17 protein-coding genes are annotated in these 15,371 nt (G+C 27.4%); 7 read left to right on the plus strand and 10 right to left on the minus strand.

The window, feature by feature from the left end; translation table 11 throughout:
• The first annotated feature begins 122 nt into the window (after window positions 1-122).
• Together ACTTBI_RS06845 and ACTTBI_RS06850 are read left to right on the plus strand one after the other, a co-directional pair.
• Window positions 123-1,454 carry a (Fe-S)-binding protein gene (locus ACTTBI_RS06845; RefSeq protein WP_440653347.1) on the plus strand — a complete coding sequence of 444 codons (1,332 nt, stop codon included), beginning with the start codon at window positions 123-125 and terminating at the stop codon, window positions 1,452-1,454.
• Window positions 1,455-1,456: 2 nt separating this feature from the next.
• Window positions 1,457-2,050, plus strand: coding sequence for a DUF3501 family protein (locus ACTTBI_RS06850; protein ID WP_440653349.1), 594 nt, complete (start codon window positions 1,457-1,459; stop codon window positions 2,048-2,050).
• On the opposite strand, the gene ACTTBI_RS06855 is transcribed toward ACTTBI_RS06850, so the two are convergent.
• The 6 genes from ACTTBI_RS06855 to ubiE are packed head-to-tail and all read right to left on the minus strand — an operon-like array spanning window position 2,047 to window position 7,153.
• Complete coding sequence (locus ACTTBI_RS06855; protein ID WP_440653351.1) at window positions 2,047-2,487, minus strand: SH3 domain-containing protein; 441 nt, start codon at window positions 2,485-2,487, stop codon at window positions 2,047-2,049. The two genes, ACTTBI_RS06850 and ACTTBI_RS06855, sit on opposite strands and share 4 nt — an antisense overlap.
• Window positions 2,478-3,233, minus strand: coding sequence for a HesA/MoeB/ThiF family protein (locus ACTTBI_RS06860; RefSeq protein WP_440653353.1), 756 nt, complete (start codon window positions 3,231-3,233; stop codon window positions 2,478-2,480). The genes ACTTBI_RS06855 and ACTTBI_RS06860 overlap by 10 nt, the downstream gene beginning before the upstream one ends.
• Window positions 3,230-3,667, minus strand: a complete 438-nt coding sequence (gene dut / locus ACTTBI_RS06865) for a dUTP diphosphatase (RefSeq protein ID WP_440653355.1) — start codon at window positions 3,665-3,667, stop codon at window positions 3,230-3,232. Before dut ends, ACTTBI_RS06860 begins: the two co-directional genes overlap by 4 nt.
• Window positions 3,667-4,872, minus strand: a complete 1,206-nt coding sequence (gene coaBC, locus ACTTBI_RS06870; RefSeq protein ID WP_440653356.1) for a bifunctional phosphopantothenoylcysteine decarboxylase/phosphopantothenate--cysteine ligase CoaBC — start codon at window positions 4,870-4,872, stop codon at window positions 3,667-3,669. Before coaBC ends, dut begins: the two co-directional genes overlap by 1 nt.
• A gap of 8 nt (window positions 4,873-4,880) precedes the next feature.
• Window positions 4,881-6,449 (minus strand): 2-polyprenylphenol 6-hydroxylase, encoded by a 1,569-nt coding sequence (gene ubiB / locus ACTTBI_RS06875; RefSeq protein ID WP_440653358.1) that lies wholly within the window; start codon window positions 6,447-6,449, stop codon window positions 4,881-4,883.
• Window positions 6,449-7,153 carry a bifunctional demethylmenaquinone methyltransferase/2-methoxy-6-polyprenyl-1,4-benzoquinol methylase UbiE gene (gene ubiE / locus ACTTBI_RS06880; protein ID WP_440653360.1) on the minus strand — a complete coding sequence of 235 codons (705 nt, stop codon included), beginning with the start codon at window positions 7,151-7,153 and terminating at the stop codon, window positions 6,449-6,451. Before ubiE ends, ubiB begins: the two co-directional genes overlap by 1 nt.
• 29 nt (window positions 7,154-7,182) lie before the next feature.
• On the opposite strand from ubiE, the gene mutM reads away from it, so the two are divergent.
• The 4 genes from mutM to dnaN all read left to right on the plus strand — a co-directional run bounded on the left by mutM (window position 7,183) and on the right by dnaN (window position 11,192).
• Entirely contained in the window at window positions 7,183-8,046 is an 864-nt protein-coding gene (gene mutM, locus ACTTBI_RS06885; protein ID WP_440653361.1) for a bifunctional DNA-formamidopyrimidine glycosylase/DNA-(apurinic or apyrimidinic site) lyase, read from the plus strand.
• Window positions 8,047-8,094: 48 nt separating this feature from the next.
• Window positions 8,095-8,355 carry a 30S ribosomal protein S20 gene (rpsT, locus tag ACTTBI_RS06890; protein ID WP_262590084.1) on the plus strand — a complete coding sequence of 87 codons (261 nt, stop codon included), beginning with the start codon at window positions 8,095-8,097 and terminating at the stop codon, window positions 8,353-8,355.
• A 316-nt stretch (window positions 8,356-8,671) separates the two neighbouring features.
• The gene (gene dnaA / locus ACTTBI_RS06895; protein WP_440653363.1) at window positions 8,672-10,090 is read left to right on the plus strand and encodes a chromosomal replication initiator protein DnaA; all 1,419 of its coding nucleotides are present in this window, start codon (window positions 8,672-8,674) and stop codon (window positions 10,088-10,090) included.
• On the plus strand, window positions 10,080-11,192 hold the full coding sequence (gene dnaN, locus ACTTBI_RS06900; RefSeq protein WP_440648217.1) for a DNA polymerase III subunit beta: 1,113 nt from the start codon (window positions 10,080-10,082) through the stop codon (window positions 11,190-11,192). Before dnaA ends, dnaN begins: the two co-directional genes overlap by 11 nt.
• Here the strand turns inward: dnaN and ACTTBI_RS06905 are convergent.
• The 3 genes from ACTTBI_RS06905 to argH all read right to left on the minus strand — a co-directional run bounded on the left by ACTTBI_RS06905 (window position 11,189) and on the right by argH (window position 14,635).
• Window positions 11,189-11,890, minus strand: a complete 702-nt coding sequence (locus tag ACTTBI_RS06905; protein ID WP_440648219.1) for a lysophospholipid acyltransferase family protein — start codon at window positions 11,888-11,890, stop codon at window positions 11,189-11,191. The genes dnaN and ACTTBI_RS06905 overlap by 4 nt on opposite strands.
• An 11-nt stretch (window positions 11,891-11,901) precedes the next feature.
• Window positions 11,902-13,116: a diaminopimelate decarboxylase gene (lysA, locus tag ACTTBI_RS06910; protein WP_440648221.1), complete on the minus strand. Its 1,215-nt coding sequence runs from the start codon at window positions 13,114-13,116 to the stop codon at window positions 11,902-11,904.
• A gap of 127 nt (window positions 13,117-13,243) precedes the next feature.
• Window positions 13,244-14,635 carry an argininosuccinate lyase gene (argH, locus tag ACTTBI_RS06915; protein WP_440653364.1) on the minus strand — a complete coding sequence of 464 codons (1,392 nt, stop codon included), beginning with the start codon at window positions 14,633-14,635 and terminating at the stop codon, window positions 13,244-13,246.
• A gap of 24 nt (window positions 14,636-14,659) precedes the next feature.
• Here argH and ACTTBI_RS06920 point away from each other — a divergent pair, with 24 nt between their 5' ends.
• A complete protein-coding gene (locus tag ACTTBI_RS06920; RefSeq protein ID WP_440648225.1) occupies window positions 14,660-15,169 on the plus strand; it encodes a TlpA family protein disulfide reductase in 510 nt (169 codons plus the stop codon).
• On the opposite strand, the gene ACTTBI_RS06925 is transcribed toward ACTTBI_RS06920, so the two are convergent.
• Window positions 15,166-15,369: a twin transmembrane helix small protein gene (locus ACTTBI_RS06925; protein ID WP_440653365.1), complete on the minus strand. Its 204-nt coding sequence runs from the start codon at window positions 15,367-15,369 to the stop codon at window positions 15,166-15,168. The genes ACTTBI_RS06920 and ACTTBI_RS06925 overlap by 4 nt on opposite strands.
• Window positions 15,370-15,371 lie beyond the last annotated feature (2 nt).

A 15,371-nucleotide genomic window follows, 5' to 3' on the forward strand; every position in this document is an offset into this window, starting at 1 on the left:
TTAACAAAATTTCTAAAATCAAAAAAAATGAAAGAGCAACTTTTACAATTAATAAAAGATTGGTTTAATGAACCAGTGGTATTAGTTTCTTTATCATTAATTATAATTTCTAATATAATCGTATGAGCAAAGAAGGAAGTCTAGACGCCCCAATACGTCACCCTATTGATTTTGAGCATCCAGATTTTTTAAATCCTGAAAAATTAGATGCAGAAATGCGAAGAGTGTTTGATATTTGCCATGGATGTCGAAGATGTTTTAATCTTTGTGATTCTTTTCCTAAATTGTTCGATATGATTGATGAGTCTGAAAATGAAGACGTAGAAAGTTTAAAAAGTGAGCAATTTGCTCCAGTTGTTGATGCCTGTACTCTTTGCGACATGTGTTTTATGACTAAATGTCCTTATGTACCTCCTCATGATTTTGATCTTGATTTCCCTCATTTAATGTTGAGGTACAGAACGGCACAGAAAAAATTAGGTAAATTACCAAGTGTTCCAATGCAATTAGCCCAAATAGATAGAAACGCAAAAATTGGGGTTTTATTTTCTAAAATAATTAATTGGGCATCAGATATAAAAAATAAGTTGTTCAGAAAAATATTAGAGGTAGTTGTGGGTATTGATAAAAGGGTTCAACTTCCAAGATACAATTCAGAAACTTTTTCTAACTTTTTTAAGAAAAATAATGACAAAATAAACTACGAGACAAAAATTAATGATAGAAAAGTTGTAATTTATTCTACCTGTTTTGTTAATTTTAATAAAAAAAATACGGGTGTTGCAGCTTTAAAAGTTCTAAAGAAAAATGGTGTAGAAGTTCAAGAAGCCTATCCTGGATGTTGTGGAATGCCATTCTTAGAGCAAGCTGATCTTCCTAAAGTTGTGGAACAGGCTAAAAAAGTTTCTAAAGATTTAGTTGAATGGATTAACAAAGGTTACAAAGTTGTTACATTAACTGCTAGTTGTGGTTTAATGTTAAAATTTGAATGGCCATTGCTTTTACCTAATGATAATAAAATAAAAAAATTATCTGCAAACGTTATGGATATTGATGAGTATGTTGTTGATATTGCAAACAATGAGGGATTAGCAGATGGTTTACAAGAAATAGATGGTGGAGTGACAGTGCACCATGCGTGTCACGCAAGAGCACAGAACATGGGTATCAAAGCAAGAGATATGCTTAAACTTATCCCGAATGTTAAAATTGATGTTGTAGAGAAATGTGCTGGGCATGGCGGAACTTTTGGTGTGATGAAAGAAACACATGATCTGGCCAATAAAGTAGGAAGACCAACTGCAAGACAAATTAAAACAAAAAATAATAAGTACATGGCTTCTGATTGTCCTTTAGCAGGAAAGCACTTAAAGCAGCTAGAAGTGGATACTAACATCTCCAATGATGAGGCACTACATCCTATCGAATTGATGGCAAAAAGTTATAAATTATGATTATGCCAAGAGAAAAAAGAGCGATACAAAAAGAAGACATTATGCCATTGGATGTCTACACAAAAAATAGAAGAGAACTGAGAAAAAATATTGTTGATTTTAAAAAAAATAGAAGAATTGCATTAGGGCCTTATGCAACTTTTTATTTTGAAAGTTACGAGACAATGTTAGCTCAAGTTCAGGAAATGTTATATATTGAAAAAGGTGGAGATGAACAACTTAAAGATGAGTTGTCAGCATACAATCCTCTAATACCAAATGGTAAAGAATTAACAGCTACTTTGATGTTTGAAATAGACAATCCTATATCACGTGCAGCTTTCCTAGGAAAAGTGGGTGGAATAGAAGAAACAGTATTTATGAAAATTAATGGAGAAAAAATAAAAGCTATTCCAGAGGAAGATGTTGATAGAACATCAGCTGAAGGAAAGGCTTCTTCAGTTCAATTTATTCATTTTAATTTTTCAGATGACCAAATAGCTAAATTTAAATCTGAGGAAATTGAAGTTGAAATAGGAATAGATCATAAAGAATATTCCCATACTACCAAGCTGTCTGTAGAGAACAAAAAGTCACTTTCTGTTGATTTTAGTTAATTAAATCCCCAGATATTATCTGTTTTAACCCAACCTTGAAATTCCCCAGAGGTTATCTGACACCATTCTTGCTCACACTTTTCTAATATTAATAACCTACCTTCTTTAATAAGAGCAATTGGTTTTGCAAAAGATGTAGGGTTTTTAAATAAAATTTTATCCTTTGTTGCTATTACAGAATTATTTTTTTTTAATTGAGATATATGTATCCACCCACCATTATTTTTAAGGTCTATAATTCTTCTAAAGTTTTCTTTTTTATCTATTTGTCTTAAAGGAAGGTTAATTTTTTTGTAAACATATTTTACATCTGAATCAAAACTTGGACCGTACCTAACGTTTACTTTATTTTTTTTTAAAGAAACAAATATTTCATCGGCTGAACTTATTGAAATTGATAAGATAAAAATTAAAATTATTCTTATAATTAATTGCATAGACAGTTTTTTCTTTTTTTAATTTTTGCTTTTCTAAAATTTGAATTTAATAAATCAATAATTAAAATATAATTATTTAAACTTTGGCCTATATTTAAAATATTTTTTAAAATTTCATTAGCTTGCATTGTGCCAACTATTCCCGCTACCGTTCCCAGGATTCCTTCATATTCACAATTGAGTATTTCATCTGATATTTTTTCCTCTTGATAAAAACATCGAAGGCATGGCTCTTTTTTATTTTTAAAATTAAATGTAAAGATATGACCATCAAATTTACTTATAGCACCAGTTACCAAAAACTTTTTATACTTTAAACTTAAATCATTAATTAGAAATTTACTTTCAAAATTATCAGTTCCATCAACAATATAGTCGTAATCTTTAATAATTTTTTGAAAATTAGATTTATTTAATTTGTAATTAAAAATTTTTATATTTGTTAAAGAATTAATGTTGTTTAATTTTTTTTTAGCTATTTTGACTTTTAGTTGATTTAAATCTTTCTGATTGAATAAACTCTGCCTATGAATATTTGAAAGGCTTATTCGATCATGATCCACAATTCCTAATGAGCCAACCCCTGACCTAGTCAAGAATTCTGCTACTGGGCACCCGAGACCACCCATGCCTATTATTAATACTTTTGCATTTGTAATTTTATTTTGACCTAAAATACCAATATTTTTTAATATGATCTGTCTTGAAAAACGTTCGATTTGTTTTTTGTTTAGTTTTTTGCTCATTTTCCTGTTGAGCCAAATCCGCCTTCGCCTCTAATTGTTTCTGGAAGCTCATCTGTTTCTTTAAAATTCATTTTTATCACTGGTGCAAGAACCATTTGAGCTATTCTGTCTTTATTGTTTATTAAAAAATCTTCTTTTCCGTGATTGTAAAGTATTACTTTTATCTCACCCCTGTAATCACTATCTATTGTTCCTGGTGTATTTAAAACACTAATATTATTTTTTGCTGCTAAACCTGATCTAGGTCGTATTTGAATTTCAAATTCATTTGAAAAAGCAACGGCAATTCCAGTTGGAACTAAACAAGAATTTTGAGGTTTAAGCATAATAGGTTCTTTTATAAATGCCATAAGATCCATTCCCGAAGCCCCTTCTGTTTTGTAGGCAGGTAGCTCTATTGAAGGATCTAATTTTTTAACAAGGATTTTTGCCATTAATTTAATTGATCAATTATTCTATCAACTATTTCTTCAGAAATTTCAGATTTTCTTTTGTATGGTAGTACTTCACTTTTTAAAGATTTATTTTTGTAGTGGATTACAACTTCATTATAATCAGAGTTAAATCCAATATTTTTTTTAGAAACATCATTAGCAATTATCCAATCACAATTCTTTTTATTTAATTTTTCTTCTGCATTTTTTAAAACTTCGTTTGTTTCTGCTGCAAAACCAATCACAATTTCAGGCCTCATAGAATTATGATTTGATATGTAATTTAAAATATCAATATTTTTTTCTAAATTTAAATTTAATGCTTCCTCTTTTTTTATTTTTGTTTGAGATTTATTTTTTACTTTAAAATCTGATACTGCTGCTGAAAAAATTGCTACATCTACAGGTAAATTCTCTTGTGTAGCAGCAAACATTTCATCCGCTGTTTCAACTTTAATGAGTTTAATATCTTTTTCTACTTCTAGATTAGTTGGTCCTGAAATCAGTGTTGTATCAAAACCTTTTTTCGATAGACATTTAGCTAGTTCATACCCTTGTTTGCCACTTGATTTATTTGTTATAAAACGCACAGGGTCGATATACTCATTTGTTGGACCCGCAGTAACTAAAGCTTTAAATTTTTTATTTTGACTTTGGTTTAAAAAAAATTGGTTTAACTCATCCGCAATTTTTAATGGTTCTGACATCTTACCTTCTCCGTATTCCCCGCATGCCATATCTCCTATTTCTGGACCAATAAACTTATAACCAAAATCTTTTAATTTTTTTAAATTAGTTTTTGTAGATTTATGTTCCCACATTCTAACATTCATCGCTGGTGCTAAATAAATTTGTTTATTTGAAGCAAGTATTACAGTAGAAGCCAAATCATCTGTAGTACCTTGTGCTAATTTTGAAATTGTATTTGCTGTAGTTGGTGCAACGATAACTACGTCTGCCCATCTAGAAAGTGAAATGTGATCCATTTCAGTTTCGTTTTCTAAGCTAAACAAATCACTATAAACTTTACCTTGAGATAATGATGCTACAGATAATGGAGTTACAAATTCTTTAGCGCTAGAAGTAAGTATAGTTTTTATTTCTGCACCATTTTTTTTTAATAGTCTAATCGTTTCAAGACTTTTATAAGCTGAAATACCACCACAAATAATAAAAAGAATTTTTTTGTTATTAAGATTTTTCATTTGCAGAATTAAAATACTATAAGACCAAAAATTACAAGAAGTAATAAACCAATAATAGATTGGTTTCTAAATGCGATCATTTCAGATTTTTTATCGTTTAAAGCTGTATAAGAATTGGAGTTTTGAGGAATTTGTCCGCTAGCTAAAAATGTTAGAGCTTGATTTGCTTTGTCCATTATTTCAGGTAACTCAGGTAATCTTTTAATTACTTCAGTACTATTTTTAAGTGTTTCGTTAAAATTATTTATAGGATCTTTTGTTTCTCTTAACCAATTTTCAAGAACTGGTTTAGAGGTTGTCCAAATATTAGTGTTAGGATTTAATTTTCTTGCAACACCCTCAACCACAACCATTGTTTTTTGTAACATCAACAATTGAGGTTGAGTTTGCATATTGAATTTTTCTGTAACATCAAAAAGCTGTTTTAATAATTTTCCACCTGAAATATCTTTAACCTCTTGACCAAATATTGGCTCTCCTATTGACCTTAATGCTTGTGCAAGATCGTCTATTGGCACATTTTTAGGGACCAATCCTGCTACCAAGTGAACCTCAGCAACTTTTTTATAATCTCTTTGTATAAATCCAAATAAAATTTCAGCTAAAAAACGTTTGCTCATTTTGTCTAATCTACCCATTATGCCAAAATCTATTGGAGCTATTTGACCATTCTCATCAATAAATATATTTCCTTGGTGCATATCAGCATGAAAAAAACCATCCCTTACTGCATGTCTTAAAAAATGTTGGATAATATCCTCAGCAATTTTATTAGTATTTAAATTTCTTTTTTTCAGCTCTTCTGTTTCACGAATAGATACTCCATCTATCCAATCTAATGTCATTACATTCTCACTAGTAAAGTTCCAATATATTTCAGGAACCTTAAATCCAGCATCATTTTTTGTATTTTCTGCATACTCATTTGCGGCTGCTGCCTCAAACCTTAAATCCATTTCTAGGTTAGTTATTTCTTTCAACAAAAAAACAACTTCCACAAGTTTTAATCTTTTAGTTTTTTTTAAAAATGACTCAATGATAAATGCAAATAGCATCATCGCATCAATTTCTTCATTAAATATTTTTTTTATGTCTGGTCTTATAATTTTTATTGCTACATCTTTAATTGTACCATTATCATTTATTTTAGCTTTATGAACTTGTGCTATTGATGCAGCAGCAACTGGCTCACTTAAATCAATAATAGAATTGTAAGCATCATTGCCTAAATCATTTTTAATTATTTCTTTTGCTTGATTAATAGAAAATGGTGGTACACGATCTTGTAATTTTTCCAGCTTTGTAGAAAGTTCTTCTCCTATAATATCAGGTCTAGTAGCTAAAAATTGACCTAATTTTATAAAAGTTGTACCCATCGACTCTAATGATTTTGAAAGTCTTTCACCATCATCTTGGGCATGATTACTTAATTCTTTTTTTTCAAAAGATATTGCTAATAGCTGAAATAAAATTGTGATTGCGACCGGAGGTTTTTTAAATTTAGAGGCAATATCTAAAATATCAGATTTTGCAATTTTTCTTCCTAATTTAAATAAAGTAATTAATTTTCTTAGCATTATATTTTCCAACCACTATGGATAGAAACTATACCACCTGAAAAGTTCCTATAATTACATTTCGTAAAATTATGCTTTTTCATTAAGTCAATTAATTCTTCCTGATTAATAAATTCTTCAATACTTTTTACTAGATATTCATATGGTTTTTTATCGCCAACAATAAATTGACCAATATGAGGAATTATTTTTGAATAGTTTTTATAAACAAAATCTAGGTTAGAGTTTTGAATTTTTGAAAATTCTAAACATAAAAATCTTCCACCTGGTTTTAATACCCTATAAGCTTCGGATAGAGCTTTATCTAAATTCTTTGTATTTCTAAGACCAAAACTTATTGTGTAATAATCAAATTCGTTGTCTAGAAGTGGAAGCTTCTCAGCAGCTGCATTGATCCATTTTATATTTTTATAATTAGATAATTTTTGTTTGCCTTGACTAATCATACCTTTATTTGGATCTACACAAGTGACTTCTGACATTTGATTTGTACTATTCAAAAATAATTTACCGATATCTCCAGTTCCACAAGCAACATCTATTAACTTTCTATTTGGAGATGGTTTCATTATATTGATTAGACTTTTTTTCCAAAATCTATGAATGCCCAGTGACATGAAATCATTCATCAAGTCGTATTTACTATAAACTTGATCAAAAACACCTTCCACAAGGCCTTTTTTATTTTGAAGATATTGTTGCATAAAAAAATATATATTGAATATAGTGAGAAATGCCAGAATTACCAGAAGTAGAAATTGTTAGACAATCTTTAGACAAAAAAATTAAACAAAAAAGTATTAAAAAAGTAATTATTAGAAATAAAAATCTTAGGTTTCCACTTCCAAAAAATTTTAGTTCTTTTTTAATGAATAAAAAAATTATTAAAGTAGATAGATTTTCCAAGTATTTAATATTGAATTTTAAAAGTGGAGAGTTTTGTTTGATACATTTGGGCATGTCTGGAACCATACACATCATTGATAGTAAAAAAAAATTAAAATTTACTAATGCTAGTTTTTATCATTCTCCTATATTACCAAAAAAACATAATCATATTGAATTAATATTTAATTCTTTGAAAGTAATTTATAATGACCCAAGAAGATTTGGTTTTTTTGAGTTAGTAGAAAATAGTGAAAAATTAGAAAGTAGATTTAAAAATTTGGGACCAGAACCATTCAATTTAAATTTTAATATGAATTATGTTTTTAATTACTTCAAAGGAAAGAATAAAAATATTAAAACATTTTTATTAGATCAAAAATTTGTTTCTGGAATTGGGAATATTTATGCAAGTGAAATTTTATTTCTAAGTAAGATTTATCCATTTAAAAAAGCAAGTTTGTTAACTAGAGAAGATTGTAAAAAAATTATTTACTATTCAAAAAAAATTTTATTAAGAGCAATTAAAAAAGGTGGTTCAAGTATTAGAGATTTTAAGGATACGTTGGGATCTTCTGGAAACTATCAAAAAGAGTTTAAAGTATATCAGCAAGAAGGATTAAGATGTAAAACTATAGGATGTACCGATACTATACAGAAAAAAATTGTATCAAATAGATCTACTTTTTTTTGTAATTCCTGCCAAAATTAGCCAAATATTTAGTTGACCGTTTTCAGTTCTCAAGCTATACCCCTGCGCATGGCAAATACAAAATCAGCTATTAAACGTATAAGACGTATTTCTAAACAAACAGCAGTTAATAAAGCTAGAAAAAGTAGATTTAGAAATGCATTAAAGAAAATGAACGCTTTAATTGATACCAAAAAGAAAGATGAAGCGTTAAAATTCTTACCTAAATTAAACTCTGAGTTGATGAAAATTGCAAAGACTGGTGTAATTAAAAAACAAAATGCATCAAGAAACGTTTCAAGAATAACTAAAAAGATTGCAGCAATTTAAAAACCTTAAGTTGTTTCGAAGATAAATTTCACACACACATTATATAAGATCTAAATATTTTCAAATTACTATATTTAGATTTAGTAAATCTTTGATCTTACACAATACAATCAATGTTTGATTCAATCTGTATTTGATTCAATCAAAAATTTTATTTTTAAGAAAATTTAAAACTAATTTAAAAATTTGTGTCCATAAAAAAAAATGATTGTGACAATAAATTATACAATTGCAGATTTAATTTTTTTTTAATTTTAAATTTAATACTTGTTGCAAAATTTTTTAAATCGTTCTAACTGAGATCTTCCCTTAAGTTATGAATAAATCTTTTACAAATAAAAATATTAATAATTTTGCTTCAGAAGAGATCGATTGGCAACAAATTCAATCTGAAATGAAGAATAAATTAGGTTTGGAAATTTATGAAAGTTGGTTAAAAAAAATATCATTTCTTGAGGAGCATAATAATTATTTACTTTTATCTGTTCCAACTAGATTTATTAGAGACTGGATTACTTCGAGGTATTTAGACCAAATTCTGAAAATAATTAAATTGTACAAAAAAGATATAATTAGAATTGAATTTAAAATTATTGATCAAAAAGTTGATAAGGATTTAAAAGAAACAACAAATATTGAAAATACCCAAAATGAAAATGTTTCATTTATAAAAGACTCGTACCTTCAGTACAACCGAATAGATCCAAACAAACGATTTGATAACTTTATAACTGGATCAAGCAATAAACTTGCATATGAAGCTTCTATAAAGGTTACAGAAACTGTCTCTCATTATAATCCACTCTATATTTATGGTGGTGTAGGAATGGGGAAAACTCACTTATTAAATTCTATTGGTTTTGAGATGAAGAAAAAAAATAAAGTGATGTTCATTTCAGCTGAACGTTTCATGTATCAGTTTGTAAAATCAATTAAATCAAATGATATGGTTAAGTTTAAAGAATATTTTAGAAACACTGATATTTTATTAATAGATGACATCCAGTTTATTAGCGGCAAAGAAGCAATGCAGGAAGAATTTTTTCATACATTCAATGCTTTGTTAGATAAAGGATCGCAAATTATAGTATCTGCTGATAGAGCACCTAATAAATTAATGCGTATTCAAGAGAGAATTAAATCTAGATTTTCGGGTGGATTGGTTGTTGACATTCAAAAACCTGATTTAGAATTACGAAAAAAAATAGTTCAAAAAAAAACAGAAGAATTAAACAATTTATATGCAGATCAGCTTCAAGTATCAAAAGATATACAAGATTTTATCAGTAATGAGATCTCAGGAAGTGTTAGAGAATTAGTTGGAGCAGTTAATCGAATAGTATCCTTTTCAAGAATTTATAACAAAGTTCCAAATTTACCTGAAACTAAAGTGGTATTAAAAGATCTTTTAAATATCTCAGAAAACAAAGTAACAATTGACTTAATACAGACTATTGTGTGTAAGTTTTTTAAGATAAGCAAAAATGAAATGCTTTCTTCAAGAAGATCAAGATATCTTGTGAGACCTCGACAGACAGCAATTTACTTAACTAAAATTTTAACTTCAAAATCATTACCAGAAATAGGTAGAGAATTCTCGAATAGAGATCACACAACAATTATCCATTCTGTTAAAACAATTGAGAAAATTAAAGAAAAAGATCCAGAAATGGTAGATAATATCAATAAACTTAAAAATCAGATATTATACAATAACAAAGAAAATGAAATTTAACGTCAACCAACAAGACCTTCAGCAAGCACTAAATTATTGTCAGGGTGTAATTGAAAAGAGAAGCACGTTACCAATTTTATCTAATATTTTATTAGATGCTAGTAATTCTAAATTAACAATTACTGCTACAGATCTTGATTTAATTTTTATACATCAGCTAAATAATGTTGAAATTCTTGAAGAAGGAAAAACAACAACAACCTCGTCAATTATGTATGACATAATCAGAAAATTAACATCAGGAAAAAAAATTAATCTTACTCTTACCGATGTAAGTAAATTACAAGTAGAATCGGAAAAATCTATTTTTAATTTGAATTGTATTAGTGCTACCGAGTTTCCATTGACTGATGAAAATTTTAATGAAAATGAATTTATTATAAAATCAAAACAATTATTGAAACTTCTAAACAAATGTAAGTTTTCTGTTTCAAATGATGAAACTCGACATTATTTAAGTGGTATTTATTTTCACCAAACTGAAGTTGAAGATAAAAATTATTTAACAGCTGTTGCTACTGACAGTCATAGAATGTCGATTTCAAAAATCAGGCTAGATGAAAAAATTGAATTTGACCCTATTATACTTCCCAAAAAAACAATTTTTCAACTTTGTTCACTGTTAGATAGTTATGATGGTGATGTAAAAGTATCAAATCTAAAGTCAAAAATTAAGTTTGAACTGAATAATAGTATTTTAATTTCAAAACTTATCGATGGAAAATTCCCGAATTACATTCAGGTAATACCTAAAAATAATCAAAAAAAATTAGAAATTGATTTAAAACTTTTCTTAAACTCAGTTGATAGAGTGGCCTCTGTATCTCTGGATAAAAAAGATGGTGTAAAATTTAACTTATCAAATGATACTCTTAACCTTTCGGTAAATAATACTAATAGCGGAGACGGAAAAGAAACATTAAATGTTAAATTTGATCACGACTTAGAAATAAGTTTTAATTCCAGATATTTGATTGATGTAGCTTCACAATTAGATGGTGATAGAGTCGAAATCTTCTTTAATGATACGGGTTCACCAGCTTTAATAAAAGATCCAGGCGATTTTGACAGTATTTATGTTGTGATGCCAATGAAGGGTTAATTTATTAAATCTAATTCTTGATAGATATTTTTTTCTAGAGTTTTTAAAAATTCATTTTTTTCTAGCCCAGCTGAAATAGGTTTTAATATTGATATAGTAATTGTTCTATTACTATTTTTTCCACCTTTTTTTGGCCATACGTAACCAGAGTTTATGGCTACTGGTAAACAATTTATTTTTAATTCTTCATATATCCTTGAGGCTCCTTTTTTAAATGGAGTTCTATCATCAGGTAATACCCTGGTACCTTGAGGAAAAATAATTAATGGACGATTTGATTGTGATATTGTGTTTGAAATATCATTAAAAAAACCCAAATTATCTTTAGTTGTTTTATTTCTATTTATTGAAATTGATCCTATTTTTTTTAAATACCAACCAAATATTGGAATTTGGAGAAGCTCTTTTTTTAAAATAAAAACTGGTGAATTAAAAATAGTTTGCAAATAAAAAGTTTCAAACATTGATTGATGAGATGCAGCAATAAAAAATTTATCCTCTTTGATTATATTTTCTTCACCTTTGATAAGGATTTTTACTGAAAGGATAAACCTTAAGCAAACACCAGTCCAATAGCCCATTAATTTACCACCAATTAAAACTATTTTTCTTGGTAGGAAAAAAGAAGGTAAAAAAATTATAGAAATAAAAATAATTCCAGTAAAAAAAATTATTGAAAATAAAATGTTTCTTATCATTGTCTCAAAAGCTAAATTAAATCTTTATGCTTTTGTCTTTTTCTAATTATTTTTATTTTGTTGTTTTTAATTAATATTTCTAATGGTTTTGTTCTTAAGTTATAATTCGAACTTAGTGACATTCCGTAGGCACCAACATCACATATTGCAACATAGTCTTTTTCTTGAAGTTCCTGAAAGTTTTTAATAGTTACAAACTTGTCTGTAGTTTCACATATAGGTCCTACAAATTCATAAGTTTTTTTGGAAACTTTTCCAGATTTAATAACAGGTAAAGTTTTGTGAATTGCACCATATAATGCTGGTCTCATTAAATCATTCATTGCTGCATCTAATATAATGAATTTTTTACTTTCACTGTCTTTTATATAAATTACTTTTGTAATCAATGTTCCAGAATTTCCTATTATAGATCTTCCTGGTTCAAATATAATTTTACATTTTTTATTTTTTAAAAATTTTTTAATAGCTAAATTATATTTTTTATAATTAAGTTTTTTATTTTTATCTGCATAAGAAATTCCCATACCACCACCTAAATCGATGTATTCAAATGTATGAGATGTTTTCTTTAAAATATTATCGACTACTTTAAGCATCTTTTCATAAGGCTTATGATCTAAAATTTGGCTTCCAATATGAACACTTAGGCAATTAAGATCTATATTTTGTGAACTTTTGCAATATTCAATTATTTCATAAAATGTTTTTTCATTTACACCAAACTTATTCTCTTTTTTACCAGTCGAAATTTGGCTTAATGTTTTTGCATCAGTATTAGGATTTAATCTTAAACCAATTTTTACAATTTTATTTTTTTGTCTAGCCACTCTATTTATTTCTACTACTTCACTTTTAGACTCTGCGTTTATTAGTAAAATTTTTTTATCTATTGCGTAACTTATTTCATTTGTAGTTTTGCCAACTCCTGAAAAGACAATTTTTTTTGGACTAATACCTGCTTTAAGAGCCATCATCATTTCACCAACAGATACTACATCAGCTCCAAAACCAAATTTTGATATCTCATTTATTAAATTTACATTGGTATTTGATTTAACTGCGAAACATATCAATGGTGATATTGATTTAAAATTTTTTTTAAAATTTAAAATATTTTCTTTTAACCTTGAGTAAGAATAGCAATATGTTGGTGTACCATATCTTTTTGCAATTTTTAAAAAGTTAACTTTATCAATAGATAATTTTTTATTTATGTATTTCATTACACTCTATTTTTAGAGAATAGATTTAAATAAACTTGTTTTTTGTCTTCTTGGTATACAGGGTCACCTTTCTTGCCACATGAAAATAACAGCAGCAACATAACTAACGTAAATGTGATTTTTTTTATCATTTTAATTTCTTATATTTAGTTATCATTTTTTTTATATTTTCAAAAGAAGTTCCCCCAAATGATTTTTTTGAATTTATAGAGTTTTTTAAATCAAAAATTTCTAAAACCTTTTCTGTCAATTTTGGCTCAATTTTTTTAAGTTCATTTAAACTTAATTCGTTTAAATTTTTCTTCCTTTTTTCAGCGATGTTAACAATAGCAGCTGTTTTTTGATATGCCTTTCTAAATGACATATTGTGTTCTCTAACTAAATAATCAGCTAGATCTGTTGCTGTAATATGACCCTTATTTGCAAGTTCAAGCATTTTCTTTTTATTTGCACTGCAATTTTTTAAAACTTCATCAAATATTTTTAAGCAATTTATTAAAGTATCATTGGAATTAAAAACCAATTCCTTATCATCCTGTAAATCTTTAAAGTAGGATAGTGGCAAGCCTTTTAGTATCGTTAGCATAGAAAAAAAATTTCCGTAAGAAGTACCAGTTTTTCCTCTTAGATATTCTAAGAGATCAGGATTCTTTTTTTGAGGCATAATCGAAGAGCCTGTAACAACTTTATCTGATAAGTTGATTAAGTTAAATCCATCTGAATTCCATATAATTAATTCCTCTGCAATTCTAGAAATATGCATTGAACATACTGAAATAGCGTAAAGAAAATCTAGCACAAAGTCTCTATCTGAAACTGTATCTATTGAATTATTAGTTGGTCTTTTAAATCCAAGTTTTTTAGATGTGAAATTTCTATCTATATTAAACGAAGTGCCTGATAGAGCTGCTACACCTAATGGACTTTCATCTAAACTATTTAAATTGTTTAAAAATCTTTTTTTATCTCTAGTAAACATTTCCACATAAGCCATTAAATAATGGCCAAATGATATAGCTTGAGCATTTTTAAGATGAGTAAAACCTGGCATGATAGTCTCTATATTTTTTTCAGCCAGATTAATTGTGCTTTTGATTACTTTATCTATATTATTATTAATATCTTTTGTTGCAGTTTTAATCCAAATTTTAAAATCAGTTATTACCTGATCATTTCTTGATCTAGCTGTATGAATGTATCCAGCTTCATCACCAATTATTTGAAATAATCTTTTCTCTATATTCATATGAATGTCTTCATATTTTTTATTAAATTCAAATTTTTTGTAAGTTATTTCTTTATAAATTTTATTTAGACCATAAATAATTTTATTTTTTATTTTAAAGGAAATTATCTTTTGTCTAAAAAGCATTTCAACGTGTGCAATGGATCCTTGTATATCTTCTTTGTAAAGTCTCTTATCTATATCAATAGAATTACCAACTTTTTGAAATAGGTTTGATGCCTCTTTTTGTATTCGCGTGTTCCATATTGCTTGGTTGTTTTTATTTTTTGCCATGATATTTAGTTATACCTAATTAATATGAGAATTTTAGCATTATTTATTTTTTTAATTACAACTGTAGAAGCCAGTGATTTACCGAACATTAAAAATATTGTTATTCATAAAGTTCCAAAAACGTATGAAAATGTATTTTTTTTAAATAAGAAAAATGAAAAAATTAAAATTAATGATTTCAAAGGAAAATTGTTAGTTTTAAATTTTTGGGCTACTTGGTGTCCCCCGTGCAAAGAAGAGATGCCTTCATTAGACAATATGCAAGCAAATTCATCACTTAATAATTTAAAAGTTTTTCCTATTAATATTGGGAAAGAAAAACTGAATAAAGTTGAAGAATTTTTTGTAAAATTAAACTTAAAAAATTTGGAACCTTTTTTTGATCCAGAAGTAACTTTAGCTAAAACTTTTTCTCTAAGAGGAGTTCCAACATCAATATTTATAAATAAAGAAGGCAAGGAATTTGCTAGGGTTCTTGGTGACATAGACTTTAATGACAAAGATTTTTTAAAGTGGATTGAGAAATATAATTAGTTTTTAAAAAAATATGCGAAAGCTACCAAAACAAGTATGGCCACAAATTGCAGCAGTACTCTAAGCTGCATTAGTTTATTTGAATATTTTTTACTTGTTTCTCCACCTTTAAATAAAGTTCCAATACCCAAAACCAAAACTATTCCAACAGCTATTAAAAGAGTAATAGATAAAATTTTAACTAATATTCCAGAAAACATAT

The organism is Candidatus Pelagibacter sp. HIMB1542, assembly GCF_052047835.1.
Taxonomy (GTDB): domain Bacteria; phylum Pseudomonadota; class Alphaproteobacteria; order Pelagibacterales; family Pelagibacteraceae; genus Pelagibacter.

What these genes read in the sequence shown, in the direction of transcription:
- ACTTBI_RS06845 (WP_440653347.1), top strand. Translation starts at nt 123, where the DNA reads ATGAGCAAAGAAGGAAGTCTAGACGCCCCAATACGTCACCCTATTGAT.
- ACTTBI_RS06850 (WP_440653349.1), top strand. Translation starts at nt 1,457, where the DNA reads ATGCCAAGAGAAAAAAGAGCGATACAAAAAGAAGACATTATGCCATTG.
- ACTTBI_RS06855 (WP_440653351.1), bottom strand. Translation starts at nt 2,487, where the DNA reads ATGCAATTAATTATAAGAATAATTTTAATTTTTATCTTATCAATTTCA.
- ACTTBI_RS06860 (WP_440653353.1), bottom strand. Translation starts at nt 3,233, where the DNA reads ATGAGCAAAAAACTAAACAAAAAACAAATCGAACGTTTTTCAAGACAG.
- dut (WP_440653355.1), bottom strand. Translation starts at nt 3,667, where the DNA reads ATGGCAAAAATCCTTGTTAAAAAATTAGATCCTTCAATAGAGCTACCT.
- coaBC (WP_440653356.1), bottom strand. Translation starts at nt 4,872, where the DNA reads ATGAAAAATCTTAATAACAAAAAAATTCTTTTTATTATTTGTGGTGGT.
- ubiB (WP_440653358.1), bottom strand. Translation starts at nt 6,449, where the DNA reads ATGCTAAGAAAATTAATTACTTTATTTAAATTAGGAAGAAAAATTGCA.
- ubiE (WP_440653360.1), bottom strand. Translation starts at nt 7,153, where the DNA reads ATGCAACAATATCTTCAAAATAAAAAAGGCCTTGTGGAAGGTGTTTTT.
- mutM (WP_440653361.1), top strand. Translation starts at nt 7,183, where the DNA reads ATGCCAGAATTACCAGAAGTAGAAATTGTTAGACAATCTTTAGACAAA.
- rpsT (WP_262590084.1), top strand. Translation starts at nt 8,095, where the DNA reads ATGGCAAATACAAAATCAGCTATTAAACGTATAAGACGTATTTCTAAA.
- dnaA (WP_440653363.1), top strand. Translation starts at nt 8,672, where the DNA reads ATGAATAAATCTTTTACAAATAAAAATATTAATAATTTTGCTTCAGAA.
- dnaN (WP_440648217.1), top strand. Translation starts at nt 10,080, where the DNA reads ATGAAATTTAACGTCAACCAACAAGACCTTCAGCAAGCACTAAATTAT.
- ACTTBI_RS06905 (WP_440648219.1), bottom strand. Translation starts at nt 11,890, where the DNA reads ATGATAAGAAACATTTTATTTTCAATAATTTTTTTTACTGGAATTATT.
- lysA (WP_440648221.1), bottom strand. Translation starts at nt 13,116, where the DNA reads ATGAAATACATAAATAAAAAATTATCTATTGATAAAGTTAACTTTTTA.
- argH (WP_440653364.1), bottom strand. Translation starts at nt 14,635, where the DNA reads ATGGCAAAAAATAAAAACAACCAAGCAATATGGAACACGCGAATACAA.
- ACTTBI_RS06920 (WP_440648225.1), top strand. Translation starts at nt 14,660, where the DNA reads ATGAGAATTTTAGCATTATTTATTTTTTTAATTACAACTGTAGAAGCC.
- ACTTBI_RS06925 (WP_440653365.1), bottom strand. Translation starts at nt 15,369, where the DNA reads ATGTTTTCTGGAATATTAGTTAAAATTTTATCTATTACTCTTTTAATA.